Annotated in this window: 13 protein-coding genes, 1 tRNA gene and 1 pseudogene; 5 read left to right on the top strand and 10 right to left on the bottom strand. The window is 70.5% G+C overall.

Annotated elements, in window-relative coordinates:
- Positions 1–10: 10 nt before the first annotated feature.
- Together ACK4SC_RS10240 and ACK4SC_RS10235 are read right to left on the bottom strand one after the other, a co-directional pair.
- On the bottom strand, positions 11–2740 hold the full coding sequence (locus tag ACK4SC_RS10240) for a cation-translocating P-type ATPase (RefSeq protein ID WP_409617654.1): 2730 nt from the start codon (positions 2738–2740) through the stop codon (positions 11–13).
- A 141-nt stretch (positions 2741–2881) separates the two neighbouring features.
- Entirely contained in the window at positions 2882–3883 is a 1002-nt protein-coding gene (locus ACK4SC_RS10235) for a squalene cyclase (RefSeq protein WP_409617652.1), read from the bottom strand.
- A 69-nt stretch (positions 3884–3952) separates the two neighbouring features.
- On the opposite strand from ACK4SC_RS10235, the gene ACK4SC_RS10230 reads away from it, so the two are divergent.
- The gene (locus ACK4SC_RS10230; RefSeq protein WP_409617650.1) at positions 3953–4777 is read left to right on the top strand and encodes an aldo/keto reductase; all 825 of its coding nucleotides are present in this window, start codon (positions 3953–3955) and stop codon (positions 4775–4777) included.
- Positions 4778–4791: 14 nt separating this feature from the next.
- On the opposite strand, the gene ACK4SC_RS10225 is transcribed toward ACK4SC_RS10230, so the two are convergent.
- The 5 genes from ACK4SC_RS10225 to galU form a co-directional block, all read right to left on the bottom strand.
- The gene (locus ACK4SC_RS10225; protein WP_409617648.1) at positions 4792–5214 is read right to left on the bottom strand and encodes a hypothetical protein; all 423 of its coding nucleotides are present in this window, start codon (positions 5212–5214) and stop codon (positions 4792–4794) included.
- Between the two features lie 61 nt (positions 5215–5275).
- Positions 5276–5351, bottom strand: a tRNA-Ala gene (locus ACK4SC_RS10220).
- A gap of 72 nt (positions 5352–5423) precedes the next feature.
- Positions 5424–6380, bottom strand: coding sequence for a hypothetical protein (locus ACK4SC_RS10215; RefSeq protein ID WP_409617647.1), 957 nt, complete (start codon positions 6378–6380; stop codon positions 5424–5426).
- An 18-nt stretch (positions 6381–6398) separates the two neighbouring features.
- Positions 6399–7049, bottom strand: a complete 651-nt coding sequence (locus ACK4SC_RS10210; protein ID WP_409617645.1) for a GNAT family N-acetyltransferase — start codon at positions 7047–7049, stop codon at positions 6399–6401.
- A 9-nt stretch (positions 7050–7058) separates the two neighbouring features.
- Positions 7059–7952, bottom strand: a complete 894-nt coding sequence (gene galU, locus ACK4SC_RS10205; protein WP_409617643.1) for a UTP--glucose-1-phosphate uridylyltransferase GalU — start codon at positions 7950–7952, stop codon at positions 7059–7061.
- Between the two features lie 58 nt (positions 7953–8010).
- Here galU and ACK4SC_RS10200 point away from each other — a divergent pair, with 58 nt between their 5' ends.
- Genes ACK4SC_RS10200 through mscL form a run of 3 tightly spaced genes read left to right on the top strand, consistent with a single transcriptional unit; the run spans position 8011 to position 9377 of the window.
- On the top strand, positions 8011–8589 hold the full coding sequence (locus tag ACK4SC_RS10200) for a 5-formyltetrahydrofolate cyclo-ligase (protein ID WP_409617641.1): 579 nt from the start codon (positions 8011–8013) through the stop codon (positions 8587–8589).
- A 35-nt stretch (positions 8590–8624) separates the two neighbouring features.
- Positions 8625–8894 carry an FmdB family zinc ribbon protein gene (locus tag ACK4SC_RS10195; protein WP_409617640.1) on the top strand — a complete coding sequence of 90 codons (270 nt, stop codon included), beginning with the start codon at positions 8625–8627 and terminating at the stop codon, positions 8892–8894.
- 45 nt (positions 8895–8939) lie between these two features.
- Positions 8940–9377 (top strand): large conductance mechanosensitive channel protein MscL, encoded by a 438-nt coding sequence (gene mscL / locus ACK4SC_RS10190; RefSeq protein ID WP_409617638.1) that lies wholly within the window; start codon positions 8940–8942, stop codon positions 9375–9377.
- Here mscL and ACK4SC_RS10185 read toward each other — a convergent pair.
- Genes ACK4SC_RS10185 through ACK4SC_RS10175 form a run of 3 tightly spaced genes read right to left on the bottom strand, consistent with a single transcriptional unit; the run spans position 9374 to position 13913 of the window.
- Entirely contained in the window at positions 9374–9802 is a 429-nt protein-coding gene (locus ACK4SC_RS10185; RefSeq protein WP_409617637.1) for an ACT domain-containing protein, read from the bottom strand. The genes mscL and ACK4SC_RS10185 overlap by 4 nt on opposite strands.
- Positions 9799–9996, bottom strand: coding sequence for a hypothetical protein (locus tag ACK4SC_RS10180; RefSeq protein WP_409617635.1), 198 nt, complete (start codon positions 9994–9996; stop codon positions 9799–9801). Before ACK4SC_RS10180 ends, ACK4SC_RS10185 begins: the two co-directional genes overlap by 4 nt.
- Positions 9997–10016: 20 nt before the next feature.
- Entirely contained in the window at positions 10017–13913 is a 3897-nt protein-coding gene (locus ACK4SC_RS10175) for a DEAD/DEAH box helicase (protein ID WP_409617633.1), read from the bottom strand.
- Positions 13914–13996: 83 nt separating this feature from the next.
- Between ACK4SC_RS10175 and ACK4SC_RS10170 the strand changes: the two are divergent.
- Positions 13997–15066 (top strand): annotated as a pseudogene (locus ACK4SC_RS10170) (hypothetical protein); the annotation flags it as partial.

Genomic DNA, 15066 nt, shown 5'->3' with positions numbered 1-15066 from the left:
AGGGTGTCCGTCATCGCGGCGCCGCCTCGGGCATGAGTCGGCGCGTGATCGCCTTCGTCACCTCGATGGCGACGTACACGGCGGCCGCGATCGCGAACGCGAACGCCCACGATCTGGCGGGTAGGGGGGCAGAGCCGAACAGGGTGTTCATGAACGGCGCATACACGAACAGCGCCTGCAGCACGAGCAGTCCGCCGATCGACAGCCACACGATGGGGTTCGAGAACCACTGGGCCGGCGACACCGTGGCCCCCCGCAGGTTGCGGCAGGTCAGCAGGTAGCCGATCTGCGCGACCGCGAGGGTGGTCACGGCGAGGCTCTGCGCCTGCGGGTCGTCGACGCCCTGGCCGCGCGCCAGGTAGTACATGGCGAGCGTTCCCCCGCCGATGAGCAGCGAGGCGAGTGCGATCTGGATCAGGTGGGCCGCGCCGACAATCGGGCGGTCCGGGATGCGCGGTGCGCGCTTCATGACGTCGGCCTCGGCCGGTTCGAACGCGAGGGCGAGTGACAGGGTGACGGCCGCGATGAGGTTGACCCACAGGATCTGCACCGGGGCGAGCGGGATCGACAGGCCGAGCAGCACGGCGACCAGCAGCACGAGCGACTGCGCGCCGTTCGTCGGCAGCAGGAACACAACCGACTTCACGATGTTGTCGAAGGTGCGCCGGCCCTCCTCGACCGCGCGCGCAATCGTGGCGAAGTTGTCGTCGGCGAGCACGATCTCGGCGGCTTCCTTGGTCGCCTCGGTGCCCTTGATGCCCATGGCCACGCCAACGTCTGCGCGGCGCAGTGCGGGCGCGTCGTTGATGCCGTCGCCGGTCATGGCGACGACCTCGTTGTGCGCCTGGAGCGCCTCGACGATGCGCAGCTTGTGCTCGGGGCTCACCCGGGCGAACGTGTCGTAGCGCTGCACGATGTCGCGCAGCTCTTCGTCGCTGGCGGCGTCGAGTTCGGCACCGGTGATGGCCTCGTCGGCGTGGTCGTCGTCGGGGTCGATGATGCCCATCTGGCGGCCGATGGCCGTCGCCGTTCCCGCGTGGTCACCCGTGATCATCTTCACGCGGATTCCGGCTCGCTTCGCGTCGTCGATCGCCTCAATCGCCTCGGGGCGAGGCGGATCGAGGATGCCGACGACGCCGACAAAGACGAGGTCGTCGTCGAGGTGCTCAAGCGCGAGGTCGCTCGTGTCTGGTTCGGCGGCACGCTGCGCTGCGGCCAGCACCCGCAGGCCGCCAGCGCTGAGCTCGGCGATGCGGTCGCGCCAGAAGTCGGCGTCGAGCGGCTCAGTGTCGCCGTTCGCCCCGAGCTGCGCGACGCAGCGGTCGAGCACCCGATCAGGCGCCCCCTTCACGTGCACCGTCACGTCGCCGTCGGGGCCGCGGTCGAGGGTCGCCATCAGCTTGTGTTCTGACTCGAAGGGAACGGCTGCGAGGCGCTCGAACTCCTCGGGAACGGCCTGCGCCTTGTGCGCGAGCGTGATGAGCGCGCCCTCGGTCGGCTCGCCGACGATCGACCACGCGCCGTCCTTCTCTCTGAGGCCCGAGTCGTTCGCGACGGCCATGATCGTGATCAGCCGGCGCAGAGCATCCTCGCTGGTGACGTCGACCTCAGCGCCATCGCGGCGGATGCCTCCGCTCGGGTCGTATCCCGTTCCGTCAACGTCGTAGGTGGCCTCGGATGTCACCACGCGTTCGACGGTCATCTCGTTCTTCGTGAGCGTGCCCGTCTTGTCCGAGCAGATGACAGTGACGGATCCGAGTGTTTCGACGGACGTGAGCCGCCGGGTGATCGCGTTGCGGCGAGCCATCGCCTGCACGCCCAACGAGAGCGTGATGGTCACGATGGCGGGGAGGCCCTCGGGGATCGCAGCTACCGCGAAAGCCACTGCGACGGTCAGCAGCAAGGGCACGGGGTAATCGTGCACCGCAAAGCCGAACACGACCAGCAGCACCGCAACGGTCAGGATGATGCGCGCCAGCAGAATGCTGAAGCGGTGAATCTTGCGCTCAAGCGGGGTCGACAGTTGCTCGACCGACTCGATCATCGTGCTGATGCGGCCGATCTCGGTCTCGGCGCCGGTCGCGACGACGACACCGGTGCCTCGGCCGCTGACGACGAGGCTGCCGGAGTGGCCGATCGACGTGCGGTCACCGATGCCCGAGACTTCGTCGACCGGGTCGGCGCTCTTCGTGACGGGCTCGGACTCGCCCGTCAGACCCGCCTCTTCGGCGCGCAGCTCGGTGGAGTGAGTGATGCGAATGTCGGCCGGGATGCGGTCACCCGACTTCACACGCACCACGTCGCCGGGCACGAGGTTCTCGGCGTTCGTCCCGACCCATTCGCCGTCGCGGCGCACCTGAGCGCGCACCGACAGCATGCTGCGCAGGCCGTCTAGGGCGCGCTGAGCCCTACCCTCCTGAATGAAGCCGATGAGCGCGTTGATGATGGCGACCGCGAGGATTACACCCACGTCGACCCAATCGAGCAGGAATGTCTTCAGCACGGCGGCCGCAAGGAGCACGTAGATGAGCACGTCGTTGAAGTGCCTCAGAAGGCGCTTCCACGCCGGGTCGGGAGCCTTCTCGGGCAGACGGTTCGGGCCAACCGTCTGAAGTCGGCGGGCAGCCTCGTCGGCGCTCAGCCCGTCGGGCGTGACGTCGAGGGCGGCGAAGGTCTCGTCAACGCTGGCGGCGTGCACGGCCGCGGGGGCGCGAAACGTGGTGTCCGAAGCGTTCGACATGGGGCTCCGATCGGGTCGAGCACACTGAAAACAGGCAAAACTTTTCCTGCAAATGAATCATCAGACTATCGGGTGGCCGTTCCTGAGCGTTTCCGTCAGACTACCCGGACGCGACGCCGCGTGGCAGGAACTGTCAGGAGTTCACCGGGCTGCGGGGTCGGCCGCCGCCCACCAGTCGAGCACCCGCGTCGCGAAGAACGTCAGCCACGGCGACGGCTCGCCGACGGGCACGTCGATCTCGAACCACACGGCGCCCGCATAGCGCCTGCCCTGCAGCCACGTGCCGTCGCCCTGGCGGGCATCGCGCACGATCGCGACCGCGTCGGCGGCGCGCTCATCGGGTGGAACGCCGTCATGCAGGAATGCCCGGCGCAGGTAGTCGAGCGCATTGAGCGCCGTGTACACGTGCCGGAACGGATAGCCGAAGAGGTCCACCCAGGGGCCCACTTTCTCGCCCGTCGAGGCGCGGTACAGCAGGCGCCGCGTCAGCAGATACTGCTCACCGCGGTGCCGCACCTCGCGCAAGCGGTCGTCGCCGGTGCGGATCTCCCAGTCGAGAATGCCCTTCAGCGCGTTCAGGGTCGAGTGAAAGCTGGAGCGCGTCGAGCCCTCGACCCACTCGCAGTTCCAGCCGCCGTCATCAAGCTGGTGCTCGGCGAACCAGTCCGCGATGCCCGACACCTCGGCGCCGAGCCAGGCGCCGTTGGCGAGCGTAAAGCCGTTGATGCACGCGTCAACCTCGCCACCCCAGTAGGGCAGGTCGTCGTACTCCCACCGACTGTTCGCGTCGAGCTTCTCGGCCGTGCCGGCGAGCGCCGACGCGTCGAGACCCCACTCGCGCAGGGTGTTCAGCGACCACGTCGTGGCGGTCCAGGGCTGACCCGCGCCGGGCGCGGCCTCGGGGCCGTGAAAGTCGAAGCCGCCCGGAAAGTAGGCGCCACCCGCCCACTGGCCGTCGGGGTCTTGGTGGGCGAGCATCCGCGCCCCCAGCCCATCGGTCGCGACCCGCGCCCGCGTTGCCTGCCACGTGTCGTCGGGCGCGCCGAGCAGGTCGCGCTCGACCTGCCAGGCGAGTGCAGGGTCGGTGGCGAGCATCCAGTCGACGAGTGCCGGATCGAGGGCGTGGCGGGCGTCGGTGGCCATGGCGCGAGGCTACTCGCGTGCGCCGACGTTCGACAGGGCGAGCCTGCTCAGGCGCGGTAGCGTGCAGCTATGCCTGCTCTCAACGACGGAACGACCATGCCCGACATCGGCTTCGGCACCTACCCGCTGCGCGGCGAGGAGGGAACGGCCGCGGTGCTGAGCGCCCTCGACGCCGGATACCGCCTTATCGACACGGCGGTGAACTACCAGAACGAGGATGCTGTGGGTCGCGCAATCGCAGAAACGGCCGTTCCGCGCGACGAGATCATCGTCGCGACGAAGGTGCCGGGGCGCGACCACGGCTACGACGAGACGCTGCGCTCGTTCGACGGGTCGATGGAACGACTCGGGCTCGATGTGCTCGACCTGTATCTGATCCACTGGCCAAACCCGAGCGTCGACAAGTACGTCGACACGTGGCGGGCAATGGTGCGCCTGCGCGAGGAGGGGCGCGTGCGCTCGATCGGCGTCTCGAACTTCACGGCCGCGTACCTGACCCGCGTGGCCGACGCGACGGGTGTGATGCCGTCGGTCAACCAGATCGAGCTGCACCCGTTCTTCCCACAGGTGGAGCTGCGCGCCTTCCACGCCGAGCACGGCATCGTCACGGAAGGGTGGAGCCCCCTCGGCAAGGCCGCCCCGGTCAAGGAGTCGGCGCCCGTCGCGTCGGCCGCAACGGCACACGGGGTGACCCCTGCCCAGGTGATCCTGCGCTGGCACCAGCAGATCGGCTCGCTGCCGATCCCGAAGTCGGGAAACCCGGAGCGGCAGCGCGAGAACCTCGAGCTCGGGGGCTTCACCCTGAGCGATGCTGAGGTGTCCGCCATCACCGCACTCGGTCGGCCCGACGGGCGCCTATTCGGTGGCGACCCGGAGACCCACGAAGAGATGTGAGCAGGGGCGCGACCCTAGGGGCGACCGCGCACCGCTGAGTCGCAGAACACCGTTTCTGCAGCCTCCCCGCCGCGGCAGCCGCCGTCGATGAGCACTCGGTCGCCGATCGGCTGAGTGAGGCGGAGGGTGTACGGCACCTCGTCGTTGCCCTGACAGGTTGCCGCCTGCGGCGACCCGGGGCTCACCCGCACCGTGATGACCACTTCCTCGTCACCGAACTCGACCGACGGCTCGTTCACGGTGCCGGTGACGCCGCTGTTGCACTCCACGCGGCTGACGAGAATCTCGAACGTCGTCGTTGCAGAGTCGACCTCGACCTGGGGCGCCAACCGCCACGTCGCATCTGACTCGCCCTCGCTCGTGGCGCAGCCCCCGAGGCCGACGGCGAGTGCGATGACCCCCACTGTGCCCACCGCGATCGGGGCGAATCGAGACATTCTCCGCGGAGTCATGCCGACAGCGTGACGGACCGTGAACCGGAGGTCAAGACAGACGCACTGGTGGACCTGAGGGGAATCGAACCCCTGACCTTCTCATTGCGAACGAGACGCGCTACCAACTGCGCCACAGGCCCTAGAACGACGTCAACCTTATCACCGCGAAACGCGCCGGATGCACACGGTCGCGGCCACGCGGACGTCGCGACTCAGCCGGCGACGCGGCGTCGCTCGAGCACCTCGTCGAGGTCGGGGGCGCGCGTCGGCAGACCGTCAAGCATGCCCATCGCTGCGAAGCGGCTCGGCTGCTCGGCGGCCAGCTCGGGCGCTGTCGCCGCGGCCGGGGTCGCGGCGGGCGCGCCCGGCGCCGACGCGGCAGCCGACGCGGCGGTGTCCCGCTGCGCCTTCTCGGCCTCGGCCGCCGCGGCAGCGAGCACAGCGGCGTGGTCGATCGCGCTGCGGCGCAGCTCGGGACGCGGGGCCGCGTCGATGGCGGTGTCGAGGTACAGCGGCTTCGGCAGCGGCACGGGAGTCCACTGGCGGGGGGCGCGGCGGCCCTCCGTGGCCGGCGCCAAGTCGACGAAGTCGCTGCTGGCCCCCGCACGCGAGCCGTTGCCCGCGAGAACGGCGGAGCGGCGGCGGCCCGCCCGGGCGAGTCCGACGAGCAGCACGACGCCGCTGACGGCGACGACCGAGGCGAAGGCGGTCCACGCCCACGCGCCGAGGCCGGCCGACACGGCGATTCCGATCAGCGACAGGAACGTCACGAGCGTGGTGACCGCCCGCGAACGGCGAAGCCGACGCTGGCCGGTGCGCGCAGCATCCACTTCGGCGACGAGGCCCGGGGCCTGCGCCGCCAAGCGGGCCCGCAGCGCGCGCTGCGCGGCGACCTCACGGGCGCGGGCGATCGCCGCCTCTTCGCGCTGACGGGCCGCGAGCGACCGCTGCTGCGCCGCCGCCTCGCGCGCCGTCAACTCGGCGCGCACCGGCTCGGGCAGCTCGGTCGTCTGCGCCATGATGCGCAGCGTCTGCTGCAAGCGGATCGCGTTGCGCTCGGTCGCGAGGTACTCGCGACGTCGGCGCCACAGCGGAATCAGGTACCACAGCCAGAGCACGGCTGCGAGTGCAATCAGTAGGGCAGTACCGGCCCCTGAACCCTCAGCCATGGCACGAGAGTAGGGCCGCTACGGCAGACGGAGCCCCCGGCGCGCCGCGATGCGGTCGACCTCGGGAACGTGAGCGGCGTGCTCGGGCACCCGGCCCTGTCGCCAGCGGTGCAACACGCCAACGGGAACCTCCTCCACGGTCAGCGCGAAGCAGAAGTGGTCGCGCCAATCACCGTCAATGTGGATGTAGCGGCGGCGCAGCCCCTCGTAGCGAAAGCCCAACTTCTCGACCACGCGCAGGCTCGGCCCGTTCTCGGGTCGAATACAGATCTCCATGCGGTGCAGCCCCCGCGAAAAGAACAGGTGGTCGGTCGCGAGCGCCACCGCCGTGGGGGTCAGCCCGCGCCCGGCGAAGCGCTCAGCCACCCAGTAGCCGAGCGTCGCTGACGCGAGCGAACCGTAGGTGATTTGGGACACGTTCAGCTGGCCCGCGAACTCTCCGTCGCACTCGATCACGAACGGTAGGCCGCTGCCAGCGCGCGCCTGCTGCAGGAGCCCCCGGATACTGCCCCGCGTATCCCACGCCAGGTTCGCCCCCGGGCTGGTCGCCTCCCACGGGCGCAACCACGAGCGGTTCGCGATCAGTTCACGTTCGAGCGCGCGCGCATCCCGCACACGGATCGGCCGCAGCACCGTGTCGCCCTCGCGGAGCGTCGGAATCGCGGCCATGGAGCGAGATTAGCGTTCAAGCGTCGCGACGAACTCCGTCAACCAGCTGCGCAGCTCCGGCCCCAGGTCGTCGCGTTCGCTCGCCAACTGCACGATCGCCTTGATGTAGTCGAGCCGGTCGCCCGTGTCGTAGCGGCGGCCACGGAAGACGACGCCGTAGACGCCGCCCGAGGAGGCGTCGTCGGCGAGGGTGAGCAGCGCATCCGTCAACTGAATCTCGCCGCCCTTGCCCGGCTCGGTGTGCTCGAGTACGTCGAAGATCTCCGGCTTCAGCACGTAGCGGCCGATGATGGCCAGGTTCGACGGGGCCGTGCCGGGCGCGGGCTTCTCGACGAGGTCAGTGATCTTGACCACGTCGTCGGTGTCGGTCGCTTCAACGGTCGCCACACCGTACAGGTGCGCCTGCGCGGGGTCGACCTCCAGCAGGGCGACGACCGTGGCGTCGCGCTCGGCGGCGACATCGATCATGCGCGGCAGCAGTGGGTCACGCTCGTCGATGATGTCGTCTCCGAGCAGAACGGCGAACGGCTGGTTGCCGACGTGCTGGCGGGCGCGCAGCACGGCGTGGCCGAGGCCCTTCGGGTCACCCTGACGCACGTAGTGCATGTCGGCGAGGTTCGTCGACTCCATGATCTTCTCGAGGCGGTCGTCGTCGCCCTTGCGGCGCAGGGTCGCCTCGAGCTCGGTCACGCGATCGAAGTGGTTCTCGAGCGCGTTCTTGTTGCGTCCCGTGATCATGAGCACGTCGGTCAGCCCGGCCGTCACGGCCTCCTCGACCACGTACTGGATGGCGGGCTTGTCGACAACCGGCAGCATCTCTTTCGGCATGGCTTTCGTGGCCGGCAGGAAGCGTGTTCCGAGCCCCGCCGCGGGGATGACTGCTTTCGTGATCGGTTTCGACATGCCCTCAGCGTAGCGAGGGGACACCTCCGCGCGCCCTGGCAGCCCTACGATGCTGGGTATGCCCAGCGATCCGGTCACCGCCAAACGGGCGCTGCGCGCCGAACTGCGAGAGCGGCGGCGTATCAGGCCGGCGTCCGAGCGCGAGGCGAGCACCGCACCCCTCACGGCGCAGTTGATTGCCCTGACGCAGTCGCTCGGTGCTCGCACGGTGGCGTGCTACCTCTCGACGCCGAATGAGCCGGACACCCGCGCCTACCTCGCCTGGGCGCGCGAGAACGGCGTTGACGTGTTGCTGCCCGTGTCACGCGACGACGGACTGCTCGACTGGGCGGCGTACGACTCCGACGACGAAGGCGAAGACGTTCTCGGCATGCCCGTGCCGATCGGCGGAATCGTTCCGCCGATCATGGTGGGCGAGGTGGGACTCATGCTCGTGCCCGCGGCGGCATGCGACCACGGCGGCATGCGCATGGGCTGGGGCCGCGGCTATTTCGACAAGACGCTCGGGTCGATGGACAAACGACCGCCCGTGTTCGCCGTGATCTTCGACGACGAAATCCTGGATGAACTCCCGTACGAACCGCACGACCAGCCCGTTGACGGGGCGGTCACCCCGGGTGGCATTCGACGGTTCTGAGCCGACGTATCCTTGACGGCGGAGGAAACGGCGCCATGCCCACGTATTCGTACCGATGCACCGCCTGCGAGAACGCGTTCGACGTCACGCAGGCGTTCACCGACGACGCGCTCACCGAATGCCCCGCGTGCCAGGGGCGGCTGCGCAAGATCTTCTCGGTCACCGGGGTGACCTTCAACGGCTCGGGCTTCTACCGCACCGACAGCCGGGCGGCCGCGGGTAAGGGTTCCGGGTCGTCCGACTCGGGGTCGAATTCGTCGGGCTCGAGCACCGCGTCCAGCGCGCCGGCGGCGGCCGCCAGCTAGGGTCGGGACGGTCAGCTTTCCGTCCTTTCACCCGAAGGAGCCACCATGCTGAAGGGCTTCAAAGAGTTCATCCTGCGCGGCAACGTCGTTGAGCTCGCCGTTGCCGTCGTCATCGGCGCGGCGTTCACCGCGGTCGTGAACGCGATCGTGAACTCGGTCATCAACCCGGCGATCGGCGCCCTCTTCAACGCCGACGACCTCGCGAGCGTCGCGGTCATCACGATCGCGACCGACAACCCCGACGAGCCGGCCATCATCTCGTTCGGCGCGGTGCTTGGCGCGCTCCTGCAGTTCCTCATCGTCGCCGCCGTGGTCTACTTCGCCCTCGTGCTGCCGATCAACACGCTGAAGCGTCGCGCTGAAGAGCGGCGCAAGGCCGGCGAGCCCGCCGTGTCAGAAGACACTCCCCCGACCGAGGCCGAGCTGCTCGCCGAGATTCGCGACCTGCTCGCCGCCCAGCGCGGGCCGTCGTCGGAACGCTAGCTCCGAGCGACTCGGCCCGGCGTCGCCGAATCGTCACTCAGCGCGCGCAGGGCCGCCACGGCGTCGGATGCACGGGGCCACGGAACGAAGACGTGGTCGTGGAAAAACCCGGCGACCACGTTCGCGGGAATGCCCTCGGCCGCGAGCGCCGTCGCGATGGCCGCGGTAAGCCCCACGGCCTCGAGGTCGGAATGCACGCGCAGGGTGATGCGGGCGAACGGCGCGCTCACCTCGACGGGGGTGTTGACGTTGCGCGCCGGCGGGAGATCACGCTCGCGCAGCACCGAGGTCACCCCCTCGGTCTCCACGACGGTCACCTCCGCACCCGAGAGCGGCGCGGCCGCCGCCGCAAACACCCAGGGGTCGGGGTCGAGCTCGGGCTGCATCGACGACAGCAGCACGCCGAGGTCGCTGACGCCGCTCACGCGTAGTGCGGCGGCTTGTCGGCCCGCAGCCGGTCGTCGTTCTCGCCCGAGCCGTGGCGGTGCGGCTCGGCAGTGAGGGGGGCGCGGGCGGGCGCCGGGTCAGACCCGGGCGGGGGCGCCGTGGTGACCCGGCGACGAGCGCGAGGCGGGCGCGGAGCCTCGCCGCGAGCATCCGCCGAATCGTGTGTGGTCACGCGCACCAGGGTACGCGTGATCAGAACAGCGGCTGCGTTTCGTTGTGCGCCGCCTGCGCGCGATACTCGGCCGACGGGGGCGGCATCGGCGGAGCGAACGGAGACGCGGCGGGCGCGGCCGACGTCGTCGACGGCGCGGGCGTGACCGTCGACGCGGGGGCCGTCGTGGGCACCGGAACCGGGCCCGTCGCCACCTCGCGGTCGATCGGCTGAGCGGCGGGCGGAACCGGCGCCGGACGCGCCATCGCGACAATGCGTTCGGCCACCGCGTCGGGGTTCGAGAAGAGTTCGAACACGTGCACGCGGGCGTAGTGCCAGCCGAGGCGGCGTAGCAGGTCGGGGCGCAGGCGCAGCGACTCACGCAGGCTCATCGTGCCGAGTGACGCGTCGGTGTCGATCGCGATGCAGTAGCCGCCGCGGCTGGCGACCAGCTTCAGCTTGCCGCGGTGGCCAAGTGCCGTGCGCAGTCCCCGCGCTTCGAGTCGGCGGGCCAGGTCGATCAGCATCGGATCGCTGTCGTCGGGCACATCGACGGCGGTGCGACGCGCCTCGGTGTCGGCGAGCAATTCGGCGAGCGCGCGAGCACCGGGGCCCATACGGTCGTCGTCGAGGTCATCGGCGCGGATGCACGACACGATGCGCACAAAGCGGCGCGCACGGGTCATCGCGACCGCCAGCAGCCGGTCCCCACCAGGGCGCCCGAGGGCCCCGAACTCGCTCAGCACGCGGCCGTGTGGGGTGCGCCCGAAGCCAATCGAGAAGATGACGCGGTCGCGCGACTGGGCGACCGCCTGCTCAATGGTCAGCACCACGAACGGTTCGGCGCGGTCGCCGAGGAAAAAGTCGTGCAGGTCGGGGCGCGATTGCATCGCGCGCAGCACGGCCGTCTGCACGCGCGCCGCGTGCTTGGCGCTCGCGGTGATGACCATCAGCGATTCCTTCGGCCGCGCGGTGGCGTGCTCGAGCACGCGCATCACGACCTGGTCGACCTCGGCGTCGACGCTCTCGATCGTGCCCGTGTCGTCGTCGGGCATGCCGTTGCCGTCATCGAGGTAGTCGACCGCGATCGACGGGTGACCGAGGAACGACCCGGCCCACGGCAGCGAGTCGATGCGGCCCGCGTAGAAGCGACGGTTGACGAGTTCGGCGAGGTCCTCGCCTCCCGCGCGGTACGAGCGCGTGAGGCTGAGCGTCGGAAGCAGCTCGGAGAGCTGGACGAGTGCGCTCGACGAGTGGCGCGCATCCACGTCGCTGGTGTCGGCGGCGGCCGGCTGGTCGGTGACGGCGATCGAGAACGCGGCCGGCGTCTGCGTAACCGGGTCGCCAACGGCGACAACCTGGCGGCCGCGGCGGATCGCCGGCGCGACCTCCGCGATCGTGACCGCACCGGCGTCGAGCACGAACACGGCGTCGAACGGGATGTCATCGCTGATCTCGTGGACGTCGTACGGCGAGCTCAACCACACGGGCGCGAGCGGACGGCTCAGGTGCGGCGCGTGCTTCTGCAGCTCGGCGGGAGTGATCGCGCCGCTCTTCAGCGAGCCGCGCAGCGCGGCGGCCTCGTCGGGCCAGTCGGTGATGCCGATCGACCAGGCCTCCGACAGCTGCCACGCCATCATGGCGGCGCTGCCGGCGGCATGCGCCTCGTCGACGAGGCGGAAGTCCGACTCGAGCCGATCGAGAACACCCGTGTCGGCGCCGAGCAGTGCGCGGTCAGCCTGCAGAAGGCTGTCGAGGGCGCTGCGCCACCAGGCGAGCTCAAGCTCGGCGGCGACCTGCTCGTGCGGCACGTGGCGCTGGGCGAGATCGTCGAGCAGTGCGGTGAGACCCCACGGCTGCATTTCGCGCATCAGCTCGGTGCGCTCCTGCAGGTTCGCGAGCACGTCGCTCTGCTCGGCGAGGCCGGCGAGCGTGTTCTGCAGGTCGTCGATGCGGCGGTTGAGCAGCTGCGTTTCGCGCGTCGTGTGGCCGAGCGGAGCATCCAGCGCTTCCAGGTCTTGCTCGACCTGCTGGAACGCGACCGCCACGTCGGCGATGCCGACGGGCACGGTCGGCGTGATACCGACAGGCGCGAAACGCTGCCACAAAATGCGCTGCTGCTGGATGCGCGTGAGCGCGTCGTGCAGGTCACTCACGTGAACGCCCGGGCGCACGTACTCTTTCGCGAGCGCCTTGAGGCGACGACGCGTCGTCGCGGGCATCGTCGACCCCTCGCGACGGGGCGCGGTGGCGGCGATCAGCTCACTCAGCGAGCGGTCGAACACGGCCGGCTGGAACTTGTCGAGCGTGTCGCGCAGATCGGTGAGCAGGCGAAGGTAGGTGCCCAGCTCGGCGAGCGTCTCAAACGGGCGCATGGGGGTCGTCGCGACGAGGGCGACCGCGCGCTCGAGTAGCCGCGGCACCAGCTCGGTGTGCAGGCGGCGGGCGCGCTCCTGGGCGCGGGTCGCCTCCTCGCCCGTCGAAAAACGCGCGCCGTACCAGGGCGAGTCGCCCGGGCCGTACGTGAACTGGCCGAGCTTGGCCGCCTGCACGATGACGTTGGCCGCGTGCGCGCGATTGTGGGCGAGGGTTTCGACGGCAGAGCGCTCGAGCCGGGCGCGCGTCGTCGGCGGGCTGGGCAGCAGGGCCAGGCGACTCAGCTCGGTCACGCAGTCGTAGACGCTGATGCCGAGCTTCGGGTCGGGGCGGCCGAGCGCCTCGCGGTAGTCGAGCAGCACGCCCCGCAGTCGCACGAGCGCCTCGTTGATGTCGGCCACGCGAGGCTTCTGCGCCTTCTCGTTGCGGCTGATGGCGCGGATCAGGTCGCGGCGCAGTGTGCGAGGCATGACCGTGACGCCGGGCAGCCCGATGTCGATGAAGCGGCGCTGGATCGAACTGAGGGCAGCGCGACGCGAACTGACGACGAGCACGCGCTTGTTCTGGGCGATCAGCGTGCCGAGCGCGTTGACGACCGTCTGCGTGGCTCCCGTGCCGGGCAGCGTCTTCACGACGATCGAGTTGCCGGCGGCGACGTTCGCGATGACGTCCTCCTGCTCGGCGTCGGCGTCGAGCAGGAGCAGGTCGGTCTCGGGCGGGCGCTGGTCGGCCGGCACCGGCGTGACCGTCGTCTGGCTCTCCTGCACCGCCCAGCGGGCGCTCGTGTTGCCGGCGATGGCGTCGAGCACCGGATGCGCGAGGTCGCGCGCGTCAGCGGCGAGCGCCGGCCCGACCTCGGCGAACGTCGAGACGACGAGGCGCGGGGTGATGGTGAAGCCGTTGAGGTGCGCGGTGAGCCCGCGGAGCCGGTCGAGCGGCGGGTTGGGCTTGAACGTGCCGCCATCGTCGGCGAGGGCGACGAAGGCCTCCTCATCGAGGTGCAGCGAGAACTGCTGGGCGAGCACGCGCGCGAGTGCCGGGTTGAGCACGAGCCGGTCGAGCAGCGTGAGCTCGATGTCGCGGCCGCGGCGGCGCAGGTCGAGCGGGCGCAGCAGGAGGGGGGCTCGATAGTCGGTGCCGTCGTGGCTCCACGCGACCATGCCGATGCCGAGGGCGATTGCGTCGATTCCGCGCACGCTCGACAGTTCGAGACCCTTGTCGGCAATGCGCTCGGCGGCGATGCGGGCGGCCTTCAGCGCCACGTCGTCGCGCACCAGGTTGCTCAGCAGGGTGGGGCTGCCGGCGATGAAGCGGGCAAGCCCACCGGGGTGGCTGGTGCCGAGCTCGATGCGGCCGCGGCGGTCATCGTCGAAGTGCAGCAGAGGGCTGTCGCCGCCGAGCTCGGCGAGTTCGGCGCGCCAGCGCTGCCAGGTCTCGCTTGCCACGTTCATCGGCGTGACCGTGGGGTCGCCGATGGTGAGCGCCCCCGGTTCGACCGACGGCGCGGCCGCGGGAGCATCGTCATCGAGCTCATGATCGTCGTATCGGTCGGCACGCCACACGCGGTCACCCTACGACCGGGGGCGTGATTCGCTGGGTATTCCGCGCCGCGTGGGGAAAGATGCGCCGCCTACACTTCGGTCTCGTGGAACTGTTCGGCGGAGTCGTCTCGGGAATCCTCACCGCGGCCTTCACCCTCGGCATCGTCGTCACGGCGGTGCTCGTCGGCGGGATCGTCATGGTGTCGCGGGGTCGCCACCGTCCCGAACGCGAACTCGACAGCCAACGCACGCGGGCCGGCGTCGCGCTCGTGCAGGCTGACGACGCCCTCCAGTCGGCCGAACGCGAGCTCGGCTTCGCGCTCGCCCAGTTCGGAGAGCGTGACACGGCCGCGTTCCGCGTGGCGATCGATGAGGCCGAGCAGGACAGGCGCGAAATCTTCCGGCTGCACGGGATGCTCGTGGACGACCCCGCTCCCGGCCTCCGGCAGCGCGAACGCGCCGACCGCATCGTGATGCTTGCCGACCGCATCACCGCGCGCCTCGGCGAACACGAGGCAACGTTTCGACGTCGACGCAGCGCCGAGTCAGGGGCACGCGAGCGGCTCACCCGACTGCGGGAGCGCTCGGACGCCGTACGCGCGCGGCACGCCGACGACGAGCGCGCCCGCCAGCACACGCCCGACGCCTACAGCGCACGGGCGCTCGGCGCCGCCGCCGATGCACCACGGCTCGCGGCTGAGCGGCTCGACGCCGCCGACGCCGCACTCGCCCGCGTCGACGACGCGCTGGCGCAGGCGGTGCCGCCGCCCGTCACCGAAGAACTCGACAACGCCGACGTCGCGATCGCCGCGGCCGAGCGTCTGCTCGATGACCGGGCCGCGGCGGCCGCCCGGCTTGACGACGTCGCCACCGCCCTCGAGTCTCTCGCCGCCGACGCGCGGGTGCAGCGCACCGAAGCGCTCGACGCCGTCGGCTCCGCACCGGACCCCGACACCGCGGCGGGCATCACGCGCGCGGTCGCCGACGTTGACGCCGCGCTCGCCAGCACCGTGGATGCTCGTGACCCACTTCCCGCTCTCACCCGCCTCCGCGCCGCCCTCGACGCGCTCGACGTGGCCCTCGCCGCGGCGCGCACGCAGGCGCAGCGGCTCAGCCACGCGCGCGAGGCGCTGGACGCGGCGATGGTGACCGCGCGCATCCAGCTGGCCGACGC

It is taken from the genome of Microcella sp. (assembly GCF_046293215.1).
Classification (GTDB): domain Bacteria; phylum Actinomycetota; class Actinomycetes; order Actinomycetales; family Microbacteriaceae; genus Microcella.
Note: the sequence above shows the minus strand (reverse complement) of the source record. Positions and strands in the feature narration are given on the sequence as shown.

Coding starts and splice junctions, on each gene's coding strand:
- ACK4SC_RS10240 (WP_409617654.1), bottom strand. CDS start 2,740: ATGTCGAACGCTTCGGACACCACGTTTCGCGCCCCCGCGGCCGTGCAC.
- ACK4SC_RS10235 (WP_409617652.1), bottom strand. CDS start 3,883: ATGGCCACCGACGCCCGCCACGCCCTCGATCCGGCACTCGTCGACTGG.
- ACK4SC_RS10230 (WP_409617650.1), top strand. CDS start 3,953: ATGCCTGCTCTCAACGACGGAACGACCATGCCCGACATCGGCTTCGGC.
- ACK4SC_RS10225 (WP_409617648.1), bottom strand. CDS start 5,214: ATGTCTCGATTCGCCCCGATCGCGGTGGGCACAGTGGGGGTCATCGCA.
- ACK4SC_RS10215 (WP_409617647.1), bottom strand. CDS start 6,380: ATGGCTGAGGGTTCAGGGGCCGGTACTGCCCTACTGATTGCACTCGCA.
- ACK4SC_RS10210 (WP_409617645.1), bottom strand. CDS start 7,049: ATGGCCGCGATTCCGACGCTCCGCGAGGGCGACACGGTGCTGCGGCCG.
- galU (WP_409617643.1), bottom strand. CDS start 7,952: ATGTCGAAACCGATCACGAAAGCAGTCATCCCCGCGGCGGGGCTCGGA.
- ACK4SC_RS10200 (WP_409617641.1), top strand. CDS start 8,011: ATGCCCAGCGATCCGGTCACCGCCAAACGGGCGCTGCGCGCCGAACTG.
- ACK4SC_RS10195 (WP_409617640.1), top strand. CDS start 8,625: ATGCCCACGTATTCGTACCGATGCACCGCCTGCGAGAACGCGTTCGAC.
- mscL (WP_409617638.1), top strand. CDS start 8,940: ATGCTGAAGGGCTTCAAAGAGTTCATCCTGCGCGGCAACGTCGTTGAG.